Genomic DNA, 15,041 nt, shown 5'->3' on the forward strand with positions numbered 1-15,041 from the left:
CACGGGTCAAGCAGCCAGCACCCGCGCCTCCGGCGCCCTCCGCTTCGGCAGCGCGAACATCAGCAGGAAGATCCCCGCCAGCACCACCACCACCCACCACAGCGCGCTCCGGAACCCGGCCTCGAACGCCGACGCCACCCCCGTGGGCGTCGTCGCCCGGTGGTCGTCGACCACTCCGAAGAAGACCACCGACACCAGCCCGAGACCCAGCGCGTTGCCCATCTGCTGCACCGTGTTGATCAGGCCGGACGCCGAGCCCGAGTGCTCGCGCGGGACGTCCGAGAGCACCGCGTCCGTCAGCGGTGCCACGATCAGCCCCATCCCCAGGCCCATCACGACCAGCGGCGGCACCATCTGCCAGGAGCTGATGTCCGCGCCGTACTGTCCGGCCTCCCAGAGGTAGAGCAGGACACCCGCCGCCATCGTCAGCGCGCCGGCTTGCAGGACCTTGCGGCCGAAGCGCGGCACCAGCTTCTGTACGGAGAGCCCGGCGGCCGTGGAGACCGCGAGCGAGAACGGCAGACCCGTCAGTCCCGCGTGCAGCGGGCTCCAGCCGAGGCCGATCTGCATGTAGAGCGTCCAGGCCAGGAAGAAGATGCCCAGGCTGACGCCGAAGGTGAGCTGTACGGCGATGCCCGCGGCGAAGCTCTTGACCTTGAACAGCGACAGCTCCACCAGCGGTGACCCGTCCCTGCGGGTCTTCGCCTTCTCGTACGCCACGAACGCGGCGAACACCGGCACGCTGCCCGCCATGCACAGGTACCCCCAGAGCGGCCAGTCCAGCTCGCGGCCCCGGGTGAGCGGGTAGATGAGCATCAGCAGCGCCCCGGTCACCAGGACGACGCCGACCACGTCGAGCCGCAGCGCCTTGGGCGCCTTGGACTCGGTGATGAACTTGCGGCCGAGGATCACTCCGGCGACACCGACGGGCAGGTTGATCAGGAAGATCGGGCGCCATTCGAGCCCGAAGAGGTTCCACTGGGTGAGCAGCGCGCCGAGGAGCGGTCCCGATACGGCTCCGAGGCCGACGATCGCGCCGAACATCCCGAAGACCTTGCCGCGCTCGTGCGCCGGGAAGGTGACGTGGATGATCGCGAGCACCTGCGGCACCATCAGCGCCGCCATCGCGCCCTGGAGGAGCCGGGAGGCGACGAGCATCTCGGGGTTCACCGCGAAGCCGCAGAGCGCGGAGGCGAGGGTGAAGCCGGTGATTCCCAGGAGGAAGAGCCGCTTGCGGCCGTAGATGTCGCCGAGCCGGCCGCCGGTGATCAGTCCGGCGGCGAAGGCCAGCGCGTATCCGGCGGTGATCCACTGGATGGCGCCGAACGTCGCCGACAGGTCCCGCTCGATGCTGGGGATGGCGATGTTGACGATGGTGACGTCGACCAGGTCCATGAAGGCCGCGGTCATGACCACGGCCAGCGCCAGCCAGCGGCGGCGGTCGCCGGGCGCTGGGGTCGTGACGGGGTCGGGGGTGGTGTCCGGTACGGCGACCGGTGCTGTCGCTGGAGAAGTCATGGGAGAAAGCTATGCAGCATGTAGGCCAGGTCATGTCCTAGATGACTGGCACTCTGGAACACATGACCGACACCCCGGCACGGCTCCTGAATCTGCTGTCGCTCCTCCAGACACCGCGCGAGTGGCCGGGCAGCGAACTGGCGACGCGCCTCGACGTCAGCCCGCGCACGATCCGGCGGGACATCGACCGGCTTCGCGATCTCGGCTACCCGGTCGAGGCCACCAGGGGCGCGGTCGGCGGGTACCGGCTGGTGGCGGGCGCCGCCATGCCACCGCTGCTGCTGGACGACGAGGAGGCCGTGGCCATCGCGGTGGGGCTGCGGGCCGGGGCGGGACATGCCATCGAGGGCGTCGAGGAAGCGTCCGTACGGGCGCTGGCGAAGCTGGAGCAGGTGCTGCCCTCCCGGCTGCGGCGCCGGGTCTCCACTCTCCAGGCCGCGACGGTGCCGCTGCTGATGCGGGGCGACGCGGCGAGCGTGGACCCGCGGACACTGACGGCCATCGCCGCCGCGATCACCGGTACGGAGCGGCTGCGGTTCGGCTACCGCGCGGGCGACGGCGCGCGGACCAAGCGGCAGGTCGAGCCGTACCGTCTGGTGTCGACGGCCAGGCGCTGGTATCTCGTCGCGTACGACCTGGGACGGGAGGACTGGCGTACGTTCCGGGTCGACCGGGTCGGCGATCCCTATCCGACCGGGGCGCGCTTCACACCGCGTGACCTGCCGACGGGTGACGCGGCGGAGTTCCTGACCAGCTCGATGCGCGGCGGGCAGCAGCCGTGGGAGGTGGACGTGAGCTTCGAGGCGCCCGCGGACTTCGTGGCGGCGCGGCTGCCCGCGTCGTTCGGCGTGCCGGAGCCGACCGGCCCGGGCAGTTGCCGGCTACGGGCCGGGGCGGGCGATTCGCTGGAGTGGCTGGCGCTCCGGCTGGCGCTGGTGGACTGCGAGTTCACGGTCCATCAGCCCGCGCGGCTGATCGAGCACCTCGGTGCGCTGGGGGGTCGGCTGACCCGTGCGGCGGGTGGGGACCCGGCGGACGGCGGGTGAGTGCGCAAGGAGTCCCGGCACCGGGGGGGTGGATACCGGGACTCCGCTCATGTGGGCACGCCCTGGGTCACGCCGCCGCGTCGAAGCCCACGTCGTGCGCCATCTTCTTCAGTTCGAGAAGGGCGTGCTTCTCGATCTGCCTGATCCGCTCGCGGGTCAGGCCGTGCTGCTTGCCCACCTCGGTGAGCGTCCGCTCGCGGCCGTCGTCGATGCCGTAGCGCATCTTGATGATGGAGGCCGTGCGGTGGTCGAGCCTGCCGATGAGGTCTTCCAGCTCCTCGCTGCGCAGCAGCGTGAGGACGGACTGCTCGGGCGAGATCGCCGAAGTGTCCTCCAGCAGGTCGCCGAACTGGGTGTCCCCGTCGTCGTCCACCGACATGTTCAGGCTGACCGGGTCACGGGCCCAGTCCAGGACGTCGGTGACACGCGCGGCGTTGGAGTCCAGCTCCGCGGCGACCTCGGAGGGCTCCGGGTCGCGCCCGTGCTCACGGTTGAACTCGCGCTGCACCCTGCGGATGCGGCCGAGCTCCTCCACGAGGTGGACGGGCAGCCTGATCGTGCGTGACTGGTCCGCGATGGACCGGGTGATGGCCTGGCGGATCCACCAGGTCGCGTAGGTGGAGAACTTGAATCCCTTGGCGTAGTCGAACTTCTCGACCGCGCGCACCAGGCCGGCGTTGCCTTCCTGGATGAGGTCGAGCAGGGGCAGTCCACTGCGCGGGTAGCGCCGGGCCACGGCGACGACGAGACGGAGGTTGGAGCGTATGAACACGTCCTTCGCGCGCTCACCGGCCGCGACGAGGGCTTCCAGCTCCTCGTGCCGGGCACCGGCGCCCTCGCTCTCCACCGATCCGTCGAGGATCTGCTGTGCGTACACACCCGCTTCGATGGTCTGTGACAGCTCGACTTCCTTGGCGGCGTCGAGCAGCGGCGTACGCGCGATCTCGTCGAGGTACATGCCGACCAGGTCGCGGTCGGCGATCTCCCCGCCTACGGCGCGAACACTGCTTGCCGCTTTCGAACCGCCGGTGGCGGTGCGACGGGCGACGGCACGGGTTGCCATGCGAGCTCCCTTACTGAGTCGGTCGCGACACCCTCCCGGGTGCCCTGCATCCGTTGGAAACAACGACTGGAATCCGGACAGAATTCCCAAGGCGTGCACTCACTTTTGTGATCATGCAGTACCCTGTCCCGCCACTGAGGAGGGACGCATGGTGCCAGGCTGGACGGAAGTGCAGGTCAGAAGCGGAACCGAGGACGATCTGACGGCGCTCACGGAGATTTACAACCATTACGTCCGCGAGACCCCCATCACCTTCGACACCGCCACCTTCACTCCCGGGCAGCGCCGCCCGTGGCTGCGCTCCTACCCCGAAGACGGCCCACACCGCCTCAGGGTTGCTCAGGACGTTCTCTCCGGACGTGTGCTCGGTTACGCGACCAGTAGTCCCCTCCGGCCGAAGGCCGCGTACTCCACCTCGGTGGAGGTCACGGTGTACTGCGCGGACGGCGCGGCGGGCCGGGGAGTCGGCACGCTTCTTTACGAGGCGCTGTTCAAGGTCCTGGAGGGCGAGGACGTGCACCGCGCGTACGCGGGCATCGTGCAGGGGGTGACTCCCGCCGACGGCGGGGGGACGAGCGCGTCGGAGCGGCTGCACGAGCGCTTCGGCTTCCGGCACATCGGTACGTACGGCGAGGTCGGCCGCAAGTTCGGCAGGTACTGGGACGTCGCCTGGTACGAGAAGAAGCTCCTCTAGTTTCCGTGCGGTGTGCCGCCCAGGAGTCGTTCCACGGCCGCCAGCGCGTTGACGCGGGCCGAGCCGTAGGTGACCACCGTGTTGGCCGCCAGCGCGTCCACGGCGTGCGGCCAGCCCGTGAGGACGACGACGGCGTCGGGGCGGCGGGCGACCAGCTCGCGCAGCAGCGCGGTCTCCTCCGCGTCCCGGTGCGGTTCCCTCGCGAGGACGAGCACCGGGCGCTCGCCGGCGCCCTGGAGGGCGGTGTCGGCGCGGGCCTCGGTGGGGCCCCCGGCGGGTACGCCGGTGGTGGTGAGGCCCGGCATGGCCTCGGCGAGGAGCCGGTTCAGATGGGGCGCGCGGCTGCCGGACGCGTGGTTGACGCGCTGTCGCAGGTCGATCACGTACGGCGGCGAGCCGAGCGCGACGTTGCCGCGTACCCGCAGCGCGGCGCGGGCCACGGCGAGCGGCAGCTCGTCCTCTTTGGGAGGGGGCGGTGTGGCGCGGGCGCGGCCGATCCACCGCGCCAGCTCACGGGCCCGTCGTCCCGCCTCCGCGAGCCGCTCCGTGGGCAGCTCGCCGGTGGCCACGGCGTCGAGGAGCGCGTCGCGCGCCGTCGTGTAGGCGCTCTCGGCGGCCTCCGCGCTGTCCGGGTTGCCGAGGCAGAGCAGGTCGGCGCCGCCGAGTACGGCCTGGACGCAGGCGGGGCCGAAGCCCGGGTCGGCCAGGACGGCGCCCATGTCGAGCGCGTCCGTGACGATGGCGCCGGTGAAACCGAGTTCCTCGCGGGCCAGCCGGGCGGCCTCGGCGTTCAGTGAGGCGGGTGCGTCGCCGAACGGGCGGGCCATGATGTGCCCGGTCATCAGGCAGCGGCTGCCCGCCTCGATCGCCGCGGCGAACGGCAGCAGGTCGCGCCGCCGGAGCAGGTCGAGGTCGGCGTCGAGCTGGGGCACCCGCAGGTGCGAGTCGACCGCCGTGTCTCCGTGGCCGGGGAAGTGCTTGGCGCAGGCGGCCACGCCGGCGGACTGGAGGCCGGTGACGTACGCGGCCGAGTGCCGGGCGACCTGGGCGGCGTCGGCGCCGAAGGACCGGATGCCGATCACCGGGTTGTCCGGGTTCGCGTTGACGTCGGCGTCCGGTGCGAGGTTCAGGTCGATGCCCGCCGCGCGCAGGTCGTGGCCGATGGCGCGGGCGACGCGTTCGGTGACGTCGGTGTCGTCGACCTGGCCGAGGGCGCCGTTGCCGGGATAGGAGGAACCGGTCGCCGCCTCCAGGCGGGTGACGTCACCGCCTTCCTCGTCGCTCGCGACGACGAGGTCGGCGCGGCGGGCGTGCAGGGCGGCCGAGAGCGCGGCGGCGGTCGTGGGGTCGGGCACGTTGTGGGCGAAGTACACGACGCCCGCGAGCCCCTCGTCCACGGCGCCGAGCAGCCACGGGGGCGGCTCGGTGCCGTGGAAGCCGGGCAGCAGGACGGAGTTGACCAGGCGCCGCGCCTCGTCCCCGGTGCTCGCGGGGCTCATCCCTTCACCGCCCCGGCCGCCAGCCCGGAGGCCAGCCGCCGCTGCACGATGATGAAGAAGATCAGCACCGGCAGGGTGATGAGGGTGGAGCCGGCCATGACCGGGCCCCAGGACGTGGAGTTCTCGCCGAAGAACTGGAACAGCCCGACGGCCGCCGTGTACTTGGAGCCGTCCTTCATGAAGGTGTACGCGAAGACGAACTCGTTCCAGGCGGTGATGAAGGCGAACACGCTGGTGGCGACGAGGCCCGGCGCGACGAGCGGCAGCAGGACGGACCAGAACATCCGGGGCCATGAGCAGCCGTCCAGATACGCGGCCTCCTCGACCTCCTTGGGCACGGTCGCGACGAAGCCGCGCAGGGTCCAGATCGCGAACGGCAGCGACAGCGCGATGTAGACGACGGTCAGCCCGATGAGGCTGTTGAGCATCTCGTAGTCCCGCATCTGGAGGAAGAGCGGGATGACGAGCGCCTCCAGTGGGACCATCTGCACGATCAGGACCATGATCAGCACCGAGGTGCGGAACCGGAAACGGAAGCGCGCGACGGCCACGGCGGCGAACAGCGCGAGCAGCCCGGACACCAGGATCGTGCCGAGTCCGACGATCAGCGAGTTGGTCAGGAACTGGCCGAAGTTGCCGCGGTCGAAGATGTAGCTGAAGTGCTCGCCGCTGATCCCGCTCGGCAGGACGTCGGCGCCACGGGTGATCGCGTTCGGGTCGAGCGCGGTGCTGACCATCCAGTACACCGGGAACAGCGTGAAGACCAGCAGCGCGAACACCGCGAGAGCGAGCCCGATCCGCCCGGCGGTCGTCGTGCGGGTCACAGCTCGTCACTCTCCTTGAAGAGGGTTCGGATGTAGACGATGGTGATCAGCAGCAGGAGCAGCGTGAGGAGTACGGCGGTGGCCGCGCCCGCGCCGTAGTCGTTCAGGGCGAACGCCTGCTGGTAGGACCACACGCCCAGGTTGAGGACCTCTTCGTTGCTGCCCGCGCCGCCCGGCATCAGATAGATCTGGGTGAAGACCTTGAAGTCCCAGATGGTCGACAGGATGGTGACGACGAGGAAGATCGGCTTGATGGTGGGCACGGTGATCTTCCAGAACCGCTGCCAGGCGTTCGCGCCGTCGATCATCCCCGCCTCGTACAGCTCCTTGGGGATGGTCAGCAGCCCCGCGAGCACGGTGATGGCGACGAACGGGAAGCCGTGGTGCACCACGTTGAGGGTGGCGATGGCGTAGAAGGACAGCCGCTCGGTGAACCAGTTCGTGGTCTCGGGGTCGATCAGTCCGAGCGAGCCGGCGAGCTGGCTCATCATTCCGTCGCCCGCCGAGAACAGCCAGACCCAGACGTAGGTGCCGGTGACGGCGGGCATCGCCCAGGCCGCCATGATCGCGGTGGAGCAGATGACCCGCCAGGTGGTGCCGAGCCGCTGGAGCAGCAGGGCGGCGAGGGTGCCGAGCGCGACGGTCAGTGCCACGCAGGCGACCGCGAAGAAGACGGTGTTGGGCAGGACCGTGCGCCACAGGGCGCCGTCGCCGAGCAGGTCCTTGTAGTGGTCGAAGCCGGTGTACGTGCCGACTCCGCCGCCGAACTTCACCTCGTAGTCCTGGACCGACAGGATGCCGACCTTGACCAGCGGCCACAGGAGCAGGCCCGCCAGCACCACGAGGGAGGGCAGGAGCAGCAGCCAGGGGCGGGTGGTGCGGCCGAGCTGCTTGCGGCGCAGCGTCGGGCTCGGGCGCTGCCCGCGTGGCCGCGGCGACTTCACGGGGGAGGTCGCCGCGGCCACGTCGTCGTGCGCCGAGTCTTCGATGAGCGACTCAGGAGGCAAAGATCTTGTCCATCTCCTCGGCGGCCTGGTCCGCGGCCTCCTGCACGGTCTGCTTGCCGGTGAGGATGGACTGCACCATCTTCGTGACGACCTGGGTGGCCTGGATCTGGCCGTAGGCGGGCGTCTTGGGCACGGTGGCGCCGGCCTCGGTCATCTGCTGGGCGAAGGGCGCGACGAGCGGGTCGTTCTTCGCCTGGACCTCCTTGAGGAGGGAGTTCTGTCCGGGGAAGTAGTTCGTCTGCTCGGCCCACTTGGTGGCGAACTCGCCGGTGGTGACGAGCTTGACGTACTCCCAGGCCAGGTCCTGGTTCTCGCCCTTGAAGGTGGAGAGGTAGGAGCCGCCGAGGAAGGACTTGCTCATGCCGCCGGTCTCACCCGGGATGGGCGCCGCGGCGAGCTTGCCCTCGAGGTCGGGGGCCGCCTGGACGAACGCCTTGGGGGTCCAGTTGCCGGAGAGGGACATGGCGATCTTCCCCTTCTGGAAGTCGGTCGCCACCTCCTTCTCGGTCCAGGTGGTGACCTTCGCCGGGGACAGCTTGTCCTTCTTCGCGAGGTCGGTGTAGTACGTGATGCCCTTGACCGACTCCGGGGAGTTGATGCCGGACTTCCACTTGCCGCCCTCCTCGACGGCCAGTTCGCCGCCGGCGCCCCAGACGAACGGGGTCGCGAACATCTCCGCGCCGCCCGCGACCGGGAAGGGGATCATGCCCGGCTCCTTCTCCTTCAGGGTCAGCGCGGTGTCGCGCAGCTCCTTCCAGGTGGTCGGGGCCTTGAGGTTGTGCTTCTCGAAGATGTCCTTGCGGTAGAGGAGTCCGCGGACGCCGGCGTACCAGGGCATGCCGTACTGCTTGCCGTCCAGCGTGCCCGCGTCGGCCAGGCCCTCGACCAGGTCGTCGTTGAGCCCGGAGTCCTTCACCTTGTCGGTCACGTCAACGAGGCCGCCGGTCTCGGCGAACTGCGGGATCCAGGTGGTGCCGACCTCGGCGACGTCGGGGACCTGGCTCGGTCCGCCCTCGATCGCGGTGGTGAACTTCTTCTGCGCGGTGGCCCACTGCTGGTACTCGACCTTGACCGTGGCACCGGTCTTCTTCTTGAAGGCCGCGGCGACCTCGTTGAAGAAGGGCTTGGGGTCCGGGTTGGTCCCCTCCATGATCCATACGGTCAGGGTCTTGCCCTTGCCCGACGTTTCGCCGCCGTCCCCGCCCGAGTCCCCGCTGCCGCAGGCAGAGAGTCCGAGCGCCATGGTGACGACAAGGGCCCCGATGACATGTTTCCGCATGGCCGCTCCCTAACAGGATGTCTAGACCACAGGAACGTACGGAGCCCCGATTGCCCGGTCAAGTGCCATTGGCCAGGGGATGTCGAACCGTTGCCTATCTGAACCCGTCTGCCATTGGGCCGACCACTGGCGGAGCACCGCGGGCCGGGTCAGCCGAACTGCACCGACCGTTTGGCCAGGCCCATCCAGAAGCCGTCGATGACGTTGCGTACGGTCTCCAGCTCCTCCTCGGCGGCTCCGAGCGTCACGAACAGCGGCGCGAAGTGCTCGGTGCGCGGGTGCGCGAGCTGCCCGGCCGGGGACTTGTGGGTGAAGTCGAGCAGCGCGTCGACGTCCCGCGCGAGCAGCGCCTCGCGGCCCCAGGCGTCGAACTCGGCCGACCAGCCCGGCACTCCGGCGCCCGCGTGGCGCAGCGCGGCCAGGTTGTGCGTGAAGAAGCCGCTGCCGACGACGAGGACGCCCTCGTCCCGCAGCGGGGCGAGCTTGCGGCCGATCGCGAGGAGTTCGTTCGGGTCGAGCGTCGGCATGGAGATCTGGAGTACGGGGATGTCGGCGCCGGGGAACATCTCGACCAGCGGGACGTACGCGCCGTGGTCAAGCCCGCGGTCGGGGACGCGCTGTACGGGGGTGCCGGGGCCGCGCAGCAGTTTCTCGACGGAGTCGGCGAGGGCGGGGGCGCCCGGGGCGGCGTACCGGACCCGGTAGTAGTGCTCGGGGAAGCCCCAGAAGTCGTACACCAGCGGCAGGGTCTCAGTGGCGCCGAGGGCGAGGGGCGCCTCCTCCCAGTGGGCTGAGACCATCAGGATCGCCCTGGGCCGCGGCAGTTCGGCGGACCAGGCGGCGAGCTGTCCGGGCCACACCGGGTCGTCGGCGAGGGGAGGGGCACCGTGGGAGAGATAGAGGGCGGGCATGCGCTCCGCTGTGCTGGTCATGGCGTCTCCCTGCTCGTTTCCCGGCGATCTGCTTGAACTTTAAAATACTTCCCGAGACGGACCTTACGTCCATCTAGTTCAACTTTCAAGGAGCGCGTAGGGTGGAGACCATGGGGAGCGAAGACCGGCCACGCTGGCTCAACGCCGAGGAGCAGAGCGTCTGGCAGGCGTACCTCCAGGCCACGACGCTGTTGGAGGACCATCTCGACCGCCAGTTGCAGCGCGACGCGGGGATGCCGCACATCTATTACGCCCTGCTCGTGCATCTGGCCCGCGCCCCGCACCACCGGCTGCGGATGACCCGGCTCGCCCAGGACGCCAAGATCACCCGCTCCCGGCTCTCGCACGCGATAGCCCGGCTGGAGCGGCACGGCTGGGTGCGCCGCGAGGACTGCCCCTCCGACAAGCGCGGGCAGAACGCGATCCTCACGGCCGAGGGCGAAGAGGTCCTGCGGCGGTCGGCGCCCGGCCATGTCACCGCCGTACGGCAGGCGATCTTCGACCGGCTCTCCCCCGAGCAGGTGACCCAGCTCGGGGAGATCATGCGGGTGATGGCGGAGGGGCTCCAGCCGGACTGTTCGGACGCGGATCTGCCCTGGCGCCGCTGAGGAGCGGCGACGCCAGGGCAGTCCTCGGACGGAGGCACCGGGGCCGGTGCCGGCGGTCAGTGCATGGCCACCGGGATCTGGACGTCCTGCGCCGAGGCGTCGGCGCCCTCGCCCTTGGCCACCCGGGTGCTCCCCGGACGACCGGTGTTGATGAGGGTGAACGCGATGCCTGCGGCGACCACCAGGATGCCGACCGCCCACCAGATGGCGCTCGCGTATCCGTGCACCATCGCCTGGAGCTCCAGGAGCTTCGGGTTGTTCGCACCCGACGCGTTGGCCGCGACGTACGCGGTGGTGGCGGAGGCGGCCACGGTGTTCAGCAGCGCCGTGCCGATCGCGCCGCCGACCTGCTGCGAGGTGTTGACCATCGCGGAGGCGACGCCCGCGTCACGCGGCTCGATGCCGTGCGTCGCGAGGGACATGGCGGGCATGAACGCCGTACCCATGCCGAGACCGAGCAGCAGCAGCGCCGGCAGGATCAGACCGGGGTACGAGGTGCCGATCTCCAGCTGCGTCAGCAGCAGCATGCCGGTCGCGCCGACCAGGAAGCCGGGGCCCATCAGCAGCCTCGGCGGCACCCGGGTCATCAGCCGGGCACCGATCTGGGTGGAGCCCGTGATCATGCCCACGATCATCGGCAGGAAGGCGAAGCCGGTCTTGACCGGCGTGTAGCCCTTCACGACCTGGAGGTAGTAGGTCAGGAAGAGGAACAGACCGAACATGCCGATGATGGCCAGGCCCAGCGAGAGGTACACACCGCCGCGGTTGCGCTCCATCAGGACGCGCAGGGGCAGCAGCGGGGACTTCACCCGTGCCTCGACCGCGACGAATGTCGCCAGCAGGACGGCCGACGCGACGAACATGCCGATGGTGGCCGGGTCGGACCACCCCTCGGACTCGGCGCGCGTGAAGCCGTACACCAGCGCCACCAGGCCCAGCGTGGACAGGACGACACCGGGGATGTCGAGCGGGTTGCGGTTACGGCCGCCCGCGGGCTCCCGGATCACGAAGTAGGCGCCTGCGGCGGCCACGATCGCGAACGGGATGTTGACGAAGAAGGTCCAGCGCCAGTCCAGGTACTCGGTGAGGAATCCGCCGAGGATCAGACCGACGGCGCCACCACCACCGGCGATCGCGCCGAAGATGCCGAACGCCTTGGCGCGCTCCTTGGGATCGCCGAACGTCACGGCGAGCAGGGAGAGCGCGGCCGGTGCCAGCAGCGCGCCGAACGCGCCCTGGAGGGCGCGCGAGCCGAGCAGCATGGCCTCGCTGGTCGCGGCGCCGCCGATGGCGGACGCGGCGGCGAAGCCGAGCAGACCGACGGTGAAGGTGCGCTTGCGTCCCCACAGGTCGGCGATGCGTCCGCCGAAGAGCAGCAGACCGCCGAAGGCGAGCGCGTACGCGGTGATGACCCACTGGCGGTTGCCGTCCGATATCCCCAGGTCCTGCTGGGCGGAGGGCAGCGCGATGTTCACGATGGTCGCGTCGAGCACGACCATCAGCTGGGCCAGGGCGATGAAGACCAGGGCTTTCCAGCGATTGGGATCGGGAACCGAATCAGGGACCTGGGGCTCGGGAAGCCTGGCCTCGGCTGTTTTTGACATGGGTGAGTCCGCCTATGCGTACGAAGAGTTCATAACGGACGCGGGGACGCACTGGTCGGCCCTACGCGCTGGTTACGGGTTACTGGTTACTGGTCCGGAGGAATCCGCCCGGCGTGGTCGTGGTCGCCGGTGCGTGTGGTCCACGTGATCTGTGTGGTCCACGTGATCCACGCGGTGTACGTGGTCGACAGAAGTTCTTGGTCCGGGGGCGCGTCACACGTCGTCATCGACCGTGGCGCAGGTCCTCCAGAGTCGCCGCCGCCCCCGGCAGCCCGGAGCGCGCGGGCGCCTCCAGGCCGTCGAGGAACAGCTGTAGATGCCGGTGGGTGAAACGGTCGATGTTGAGGCAACCGGTACCGGGCAGCGGACGGGTGAGCTGGGAGAGCGCGACCATCAGGTCACCGACCGCGACGTCGGTACGCAGCCTGCCCGCCGCGCGCGCCTTCTCCATGAGGTCTTCCACAGCCGCTTCGAGGCGTTCGCGCTCCGCGTGCAGAAGGGGAAGGTCTCCGTTGAAGCTGCCGGAGAGCAGCGGGCACAGGGCGCCGATCCGCTCGTCGGCCGCCGCGTGGACGAAGCGGCTGAGCGCCACGAACGGGTCGCTCTCCTCGGCCGCCATCCGCTCGGCCTGGTCCGCGGTGCGCGCCATGACGGAGTGCACCACGTCCAGGATGAGCGCGGAGCGGTCGGGGAAGTGGCGGTAGAGGGTCGCGTTGCCGACGCCGGCGCGCCGCGCGATCTCGTCGAGCGGCACGTCGGGGCCCGACTCCACGAGGATCTCGCGGGCCGCCGCCACGATGCGCTCCCTGTTGCGCAGAGCGTCCGCCCGCGGGCGCGGGACGCGGCGCGTTCCGGATTCGGCAGCGGTGGTCACGTCGGGCCCTTCCCTCGGTTCACGCAAGTGGGGAACGCGTCCCCGTTTTCCTTGACACGGGTGCAAACGGGGAAGCCGTCCCCGGTTATTTCGGCGGATCGTGTGAGCTGGGTCACTGGGAAACCGGGCCGGGGACCGCTTCCGTCCTCGGCCGTCGTACGGGCTCCGTGTCCCGCCTCAACCGTCGTAGGGGCTCTTTACGCCCGTACGGCGATCGAAAACCCCACGATCGGCGCACCCAGCGAGCGCCGACACGCCGCCCGGCGCAGGGTGATCGAACCGAGAGCAGTCAGCACGGACGACTGCCGCTGACCCGAAGGCGGCCGATGAAGGACACCCGACGGATACGCGGAACCGCAGGTCACGGCCGACACGCCAGACCCCGCCGGCTCGGCACGCTCGCCGCCGTCGCCGCCCTGACCCTCGCCACCCTCGCCACCGCCAGCGCCACCCTCCCGATTCCCATCCGTGCCTCGGCCGGCCCCGCGTCCACCGCCCACGACTCGACGCTCGTTCCGTGCCGTATCGCCCCCGCCGCGGGCGTCCAGATGTCCGAGGGCGTGCCCACCCCGGCCGGTTACACCCGGTCGACCGGCACCGTGCGCGCGCTCAACCTGATGGTCGACTTCTCGGACGCGCCGGGCCCCGGCAAGGCCGCCGACCGGCTCGGCGAGTTCTTCCCGCAGACCTCGCAGTGGTTCCGCACCAGCTCCTACGGGCGGCTCGACTACCGGCCCGAGGCCCCCCTGAAGGACTGGCTCCGGATGCCGCTGCCGTTCGCCGACTACGGGATAGAGCGCGGCGCCCCCTACGAACCCGGCTACCGGCGGCTCGTCCAGGACATCGTGACGGCGGCCGACCCCGAGGTGGACTTCAGCGAGTACGACCTCGTCAACATCCTCGTCACGCCCAACGCCGGCCCCTCGGCCCTCGACACCGTGCTGTCCGTGACGTTCTCCGGCAACGGCGAGGCGCCGAAGGCGGACGGCGTCCCGCTCTCCAACACGTCCTTCGTCTACAGCAGGCAGGACGACGGCTCGGGGTCGTACTCCCGGACCGGCTACCGCGTCCTGCCGCACGAGAACGGCCATGTCTTCGGCCTCCCCGACCTCTACACGATGGACGGCGGCGGCACGGTCGGGCACTGGGACATCATGTCCGAGGACTGGGGGGCCAACAACGATCTGCTCGGCTGGCACAAGTGGAAGCTCGGCTGGCTCGACAACGCGCAGATCAGCTGCGCGTCCGCGCCCGGCGAGAGCGAGCACGACCTCACCCCGCTGGCCACCGAGGGCGGCCACAAACTGGCGTTCGTGCCGGTCTCCGAGGAGTCCGGTTTCGCCGTCGAGGTCCGCACCCGCGCGGGCAACGACGAGGCCGTCTGCAAGCCCGGCGTGCTGATCTACCGGGTCGAGACCGACGTCGACACCGGGCGCGGTCCGGTGACCGTCTCCGACAGCGAGGAGCGCAGCGGCGGCTGTACGCGGCGGCCCAACGTGCACGCGGAGCTGTCCGACGCGCCGTACGGGCCCGGCGAGACGTTCCGGGACCGGGACAGCGGGGTCGGCGTCGCGGTGCTCGGCACGGACGGCGACGGCGGCTACCGGGTCCGGATCACCCGGTCCTGACCCCCACGCCCGGCTTCCGGCCTCCGGCTCCGGATCAGCCGGTCCTGAACCAGCCGTCGGGCGTGAACGCCCCGGCCGTGGCCTCCTCGTCGCGCCAGTACGCGTACGGGAGCGACTGACCCCGCAGCCACCGCTCGCCGGTCTCCTGCGAGACGCGCGACTCGACGGCGGGCGACGCCGCGTCCCCGGCCGGGTCCGCCGGCCACCACCCGGGCCGCCGCGTCCGCGCCGCCCCGTCCAGGACGAGCGGGCCGCCCGCCGCCATGGCGCCGTACACCTCGAAGAGCGCCTCCGGAGCGGAGAAGGGGCTCGTCAGCCGGGTGACGGGGGCCGGGCCCAGACCCGGGAGCTCGCCGCGGCCGAGCGCGTCCGCCGCCGCGCGGAACCGGGCGTCCATCGCGGCCCCCGCCTGCGCGAGCTGAGTGGCGACAGCCCCCCGGAGGGGATCCGCCGGTGACGCGTAGA

Annotated in this window: 13 protein-coding genes and 1 pseudogene; 4 read left to right on the forward strand and 10 right to left on the reverse strand. The window is 70.5% G+C overall.

Annotated features, from left to right (window positions below; genetic code table 11):
• Positions 1 to 6: 6 nt before the first annotated feature.
• Positions 7 to 1,518, reverse strand: coding sequence for an MFS transporter (locus GXP76_RS26695; protein ID WP_242574163.1), 1,512 nt, complete (start codon positions 1,516 to 1,518; stop codon positions 7 to 9).
• 62 nt (positions 1,519 to 1,580) lie between these two features.
• On the opposite strand from GXP76_RS26695, the gene GXP76_RS26700 reads away from it, so the two are divergent.
• Positions 1,581 to 2,564 carry a YafY family protein gene (locus tag GXP76_RS26700; RefSeq protein ID WP_242574164.1) on the forward strand — a complete coding sequence of 328 codons (984 nt, stop codon included), beginning with the start codon at positions 1,581 to 1,583 and terminating at the stop codon, positions 2,562 to 2,564.
• A 67-nt stretch (positions 2,565 to 2,631) separates the two neighbouring features.
• Here the strand turns inward: GXP76_RS26700 and GXP76_RS26705 are convergent, their stop codons facing one another.
• On the reverse strand, positions 2,632 to 3,627 hold the full coding sequence (locus GXP76_RS26705) for an RNA polymerase sigma factor RpoD/SigA (protein WP_242574165.1): 996 nt from the start codon (positions 3,625 to 3,627) through the stop codon (positions 2,632 to 2,634).
• A gap of 151 nt (positions 3,628 to 3,778) precedes the next feature.
• Between GXP76_RS26705 and GXP76_RS26710 the strand changes: the two genes are divergently transcribed.
• A complete protein-coding gene (locus GXP76_RS26710; RefSeq protein ID WP_242574175.1) occupies positions 3,779 to 4,321 on the forward strand; it encodes a GNAT family N-acetyltransferase in 543 nt (180 codons plus the stop codon).
• Here GXP76_RS26710 and GXP76_RS26715 read toward each other — a convergent pair.
• The 5 genes from GXP76_RS26715 to GXP76_RS26735 all read right to left on the reverse strand — a co-directional run bounded on the left by GXP76_RS26715 (position 4,318) and on the right by GXP76_RS26735 (position 9,862).
• Complete coding sequence (locus GXP76_RS26715; RefSeq protein ID WP_242574166.1) at positions 4,318 to 5,820, reverse strand: glycoside hydrolase family 3 N-terminal domain-containing protein; 1,503 nt, start codon at positions 5,818 to 5,820, stop codon at positions 4,318 to 4,320. The genes GXP76_RS26710 and GXP76_RS26715 overlap by 4 nt on opposite strands.
• On the reverse strand, positions 5,817 to 6,644 hold the full coding sequence (locus tag GXP76_RS26720) for a carbohydrate ABC transporter permease (RefSeq protein WP_242574167.1): 828 nt from the start codon (positions 6,642 to 6,644) through the stop codon (positions 5,817 to 5,819). Before GXP76_RS26720 ends, GXP76_RS26715 begins: the two co-directional genes overlap by 4 nt.
• Entirely contained in the window at positions 6,641 to 7,651 is a 1,011-nt protein-coding gene (locus GXP76_RS26725) for a carbohydrate ABC transporter permease (protein ID WP_242574168.1), read from the reverse strand. The genes GXP76_RS26720 and GXP76_RS26725 overlap by 4 nt, the downstream gene beginning before the upstream one ends.
• Positions 7,641 to 8,930, reverse strand: coding sequence for a sugar ABC transporter substrate-binding protein (locus GXP76_RS26730; RefSeq protein WP_242574169.1), 1,290 nt, complete (start codon positions 8,928 to 8,930; stop codon positions 7,641 to 7,643). The genes GXP76_RS26725 and GXP76_RS26730 overlap by 11 nt, the downstream gene beginning before the upstream one ends.
• A gap of 149 nt (positions 8,931 to 9,079) precedes the next feature.
• Positions 9,080 to 9,862, reverse strand: a complete 783-nt coding sequence (locus GXP76_RS26735) for a dioxygenase (protein WP_242574170.1) — start codon at positions 9,860 to 9,862, stop codon at positions 9,080 to 9,082.
• A 110-nt stretch (positions 9,863 to 9,972) separates the two neighbouring features.
• On the opposite strand from GXP76_RS26735, the gene GXP76_RS26740 reads away from it, so the two are divergent.
• Complete coding sequence (locus GXP76_RS26740) at positions 9,973 to 10,470, forward strand: MarR family winged helix-turn-helix transcriptional regulator (protein WP_242574171.1); 498 nt, start codon at positions 9,973 to 9,975, stop codon at positions 10,468 to 10,470.
• Positions 10,471 to 10,526: 56 nt separating this feature from the next.
• Here the strand turns inward: GXP76_RS26740 and GXP76_RS26745 are convergent, their stop codons facing one another.
• Both GXP76_RS26745 and GXP76_RS26750 read right to left on the reverse strand, forming a co-directional pair.
• Positions 10,527 to 12,074: an MFS transporter gene (locus tag GXP76_RS26745; protein WP_242574172.1), complete on the reverse strand. Its 1,548-nt coding sequence runs from the start codon at positions 12,072 to 12,074 to the stop codon at positions 10,527 to 10,529.
• Positions 12,075 to 12,297: 223 nt separating this feature from the next.
• A complete protein-coding gene (locus GXP76_RS26750) occupies positions 12,298 to 12,948 on the reverse strand; it encodes a TetR/AcrR family transcriptional regulator (RefSeq protein ID WP_242574173.1) in 651 nt (216 codons plus the stop codon).
• A 326-nt stretch (positions 12,949 to 13,274) separates the two neighbouring features.
• On the opposite strand from GXP76_RS26750, the gene GXP76_RS26755 reads away from it, so the two are divergent.
• Positions 13,275 to 14,576, forward strand: a complete 1,302-nt coding sequence (locus GXP76_RS26755) for a M6 family metalloprotease domain-containing protein (protein ID WP_242574174.1) — start codon at positions 13,275 to 13,277, stop codon at positions 14,574 to 14,576.
• A gap of 34 nt (positions 14,577 to 14,610) precedes the next feature.
• On the opposite strand, the pseudogene GXP76_RS26760 reads toward GXP76_RS26755, so the two are convergent.
• Positions 14,611 to 15,041 (reverse strand): annotated as a pseudogene (locus GXP76_RS26760) (long-chain fatty acid--CoA ligase); the annotation flags it as partial.

The organism is Streptomyces sp. NP-1717 (genome assembly GCF_022695985.1).
In the GTDB taxonomy this organism is placed as follows: Bacteria; Actinomycetota; Actinomycetes; order Streptomycetales; family Streptomycetaceae; genus Streptomyces.

What these genes read in the sequence shown, in the direction of transcription:
- GXP76_RS26695 (WP_242574163.1), bottom strand. Translation starts at nt 1,518, where the DNA reads ATGACTTCTCCAGCGACAGCACCGGTCGCCGTACCGGACACCACCCCC.
- GXP76_RS26700 (WP_242574164.1), top strand. Translation starts at nt 1,581, where the DNA reads ATGACCGACACCCCGGCACGGCTCCTGAATCTGCTGTCGCTCCTCCAG.
- GXP76_RS26705 (WP_242574165.1), bottom strand. Translation starts at nt 3,627, where the DNA reads ATGGCAACCCGTGCCGTCGCCCGTCGCACCGCCACCGGCGGTTCGAAA.
- GXP76_RS26715 (WP_242574166.1), bottom strand. Translation starts at nt 5,820, where the DNA reads ATGAGCCCCGCGAGCACCGGGGACGAGGCGCGGCGCCTGGTCAACTCC.
- GXP76_RS26730 (WP_242574169.1), bottom strand. Translation starts at nt 8,930, where the DNA reads ATGCGGAAACATGTCATCGGGGCCCTTGTCGTCACCATGGCGCTCGGA.
- GXP76_RS26735 (WP_242574170.1), bottom strand. Translation starts at nt 9,862, where the DNA reads ATGACCAGCACAGCGGAGCGCATGCCCGCCCTCTATCTCTCCCACGGT.
- GXP76_RS26740 (WP_242574171.1), top strand. Translation starts at nt 9,973, where the DNA reads ATGGGGAGCGAAGACCGGCCACGCTGGCTCAACGCCGAGGAGCAGAGC.
- GXP76_RS26745 (WP_242574172.1), bottom strand. Translation starts at nt 12,074, where the DNA reads ATGTCAAAAACAGCCGAGGCCAGGCTTCCCGAGCCCCAGGTCCCTGAT.
- GXP76_RS26755 (WP_242574174.1), top strand. Translation starts at nt 13,275, where the DNA reads ATGAAGGACACCCGACGGATACGCGGAACCGCAGGTCACGGCCGACAC.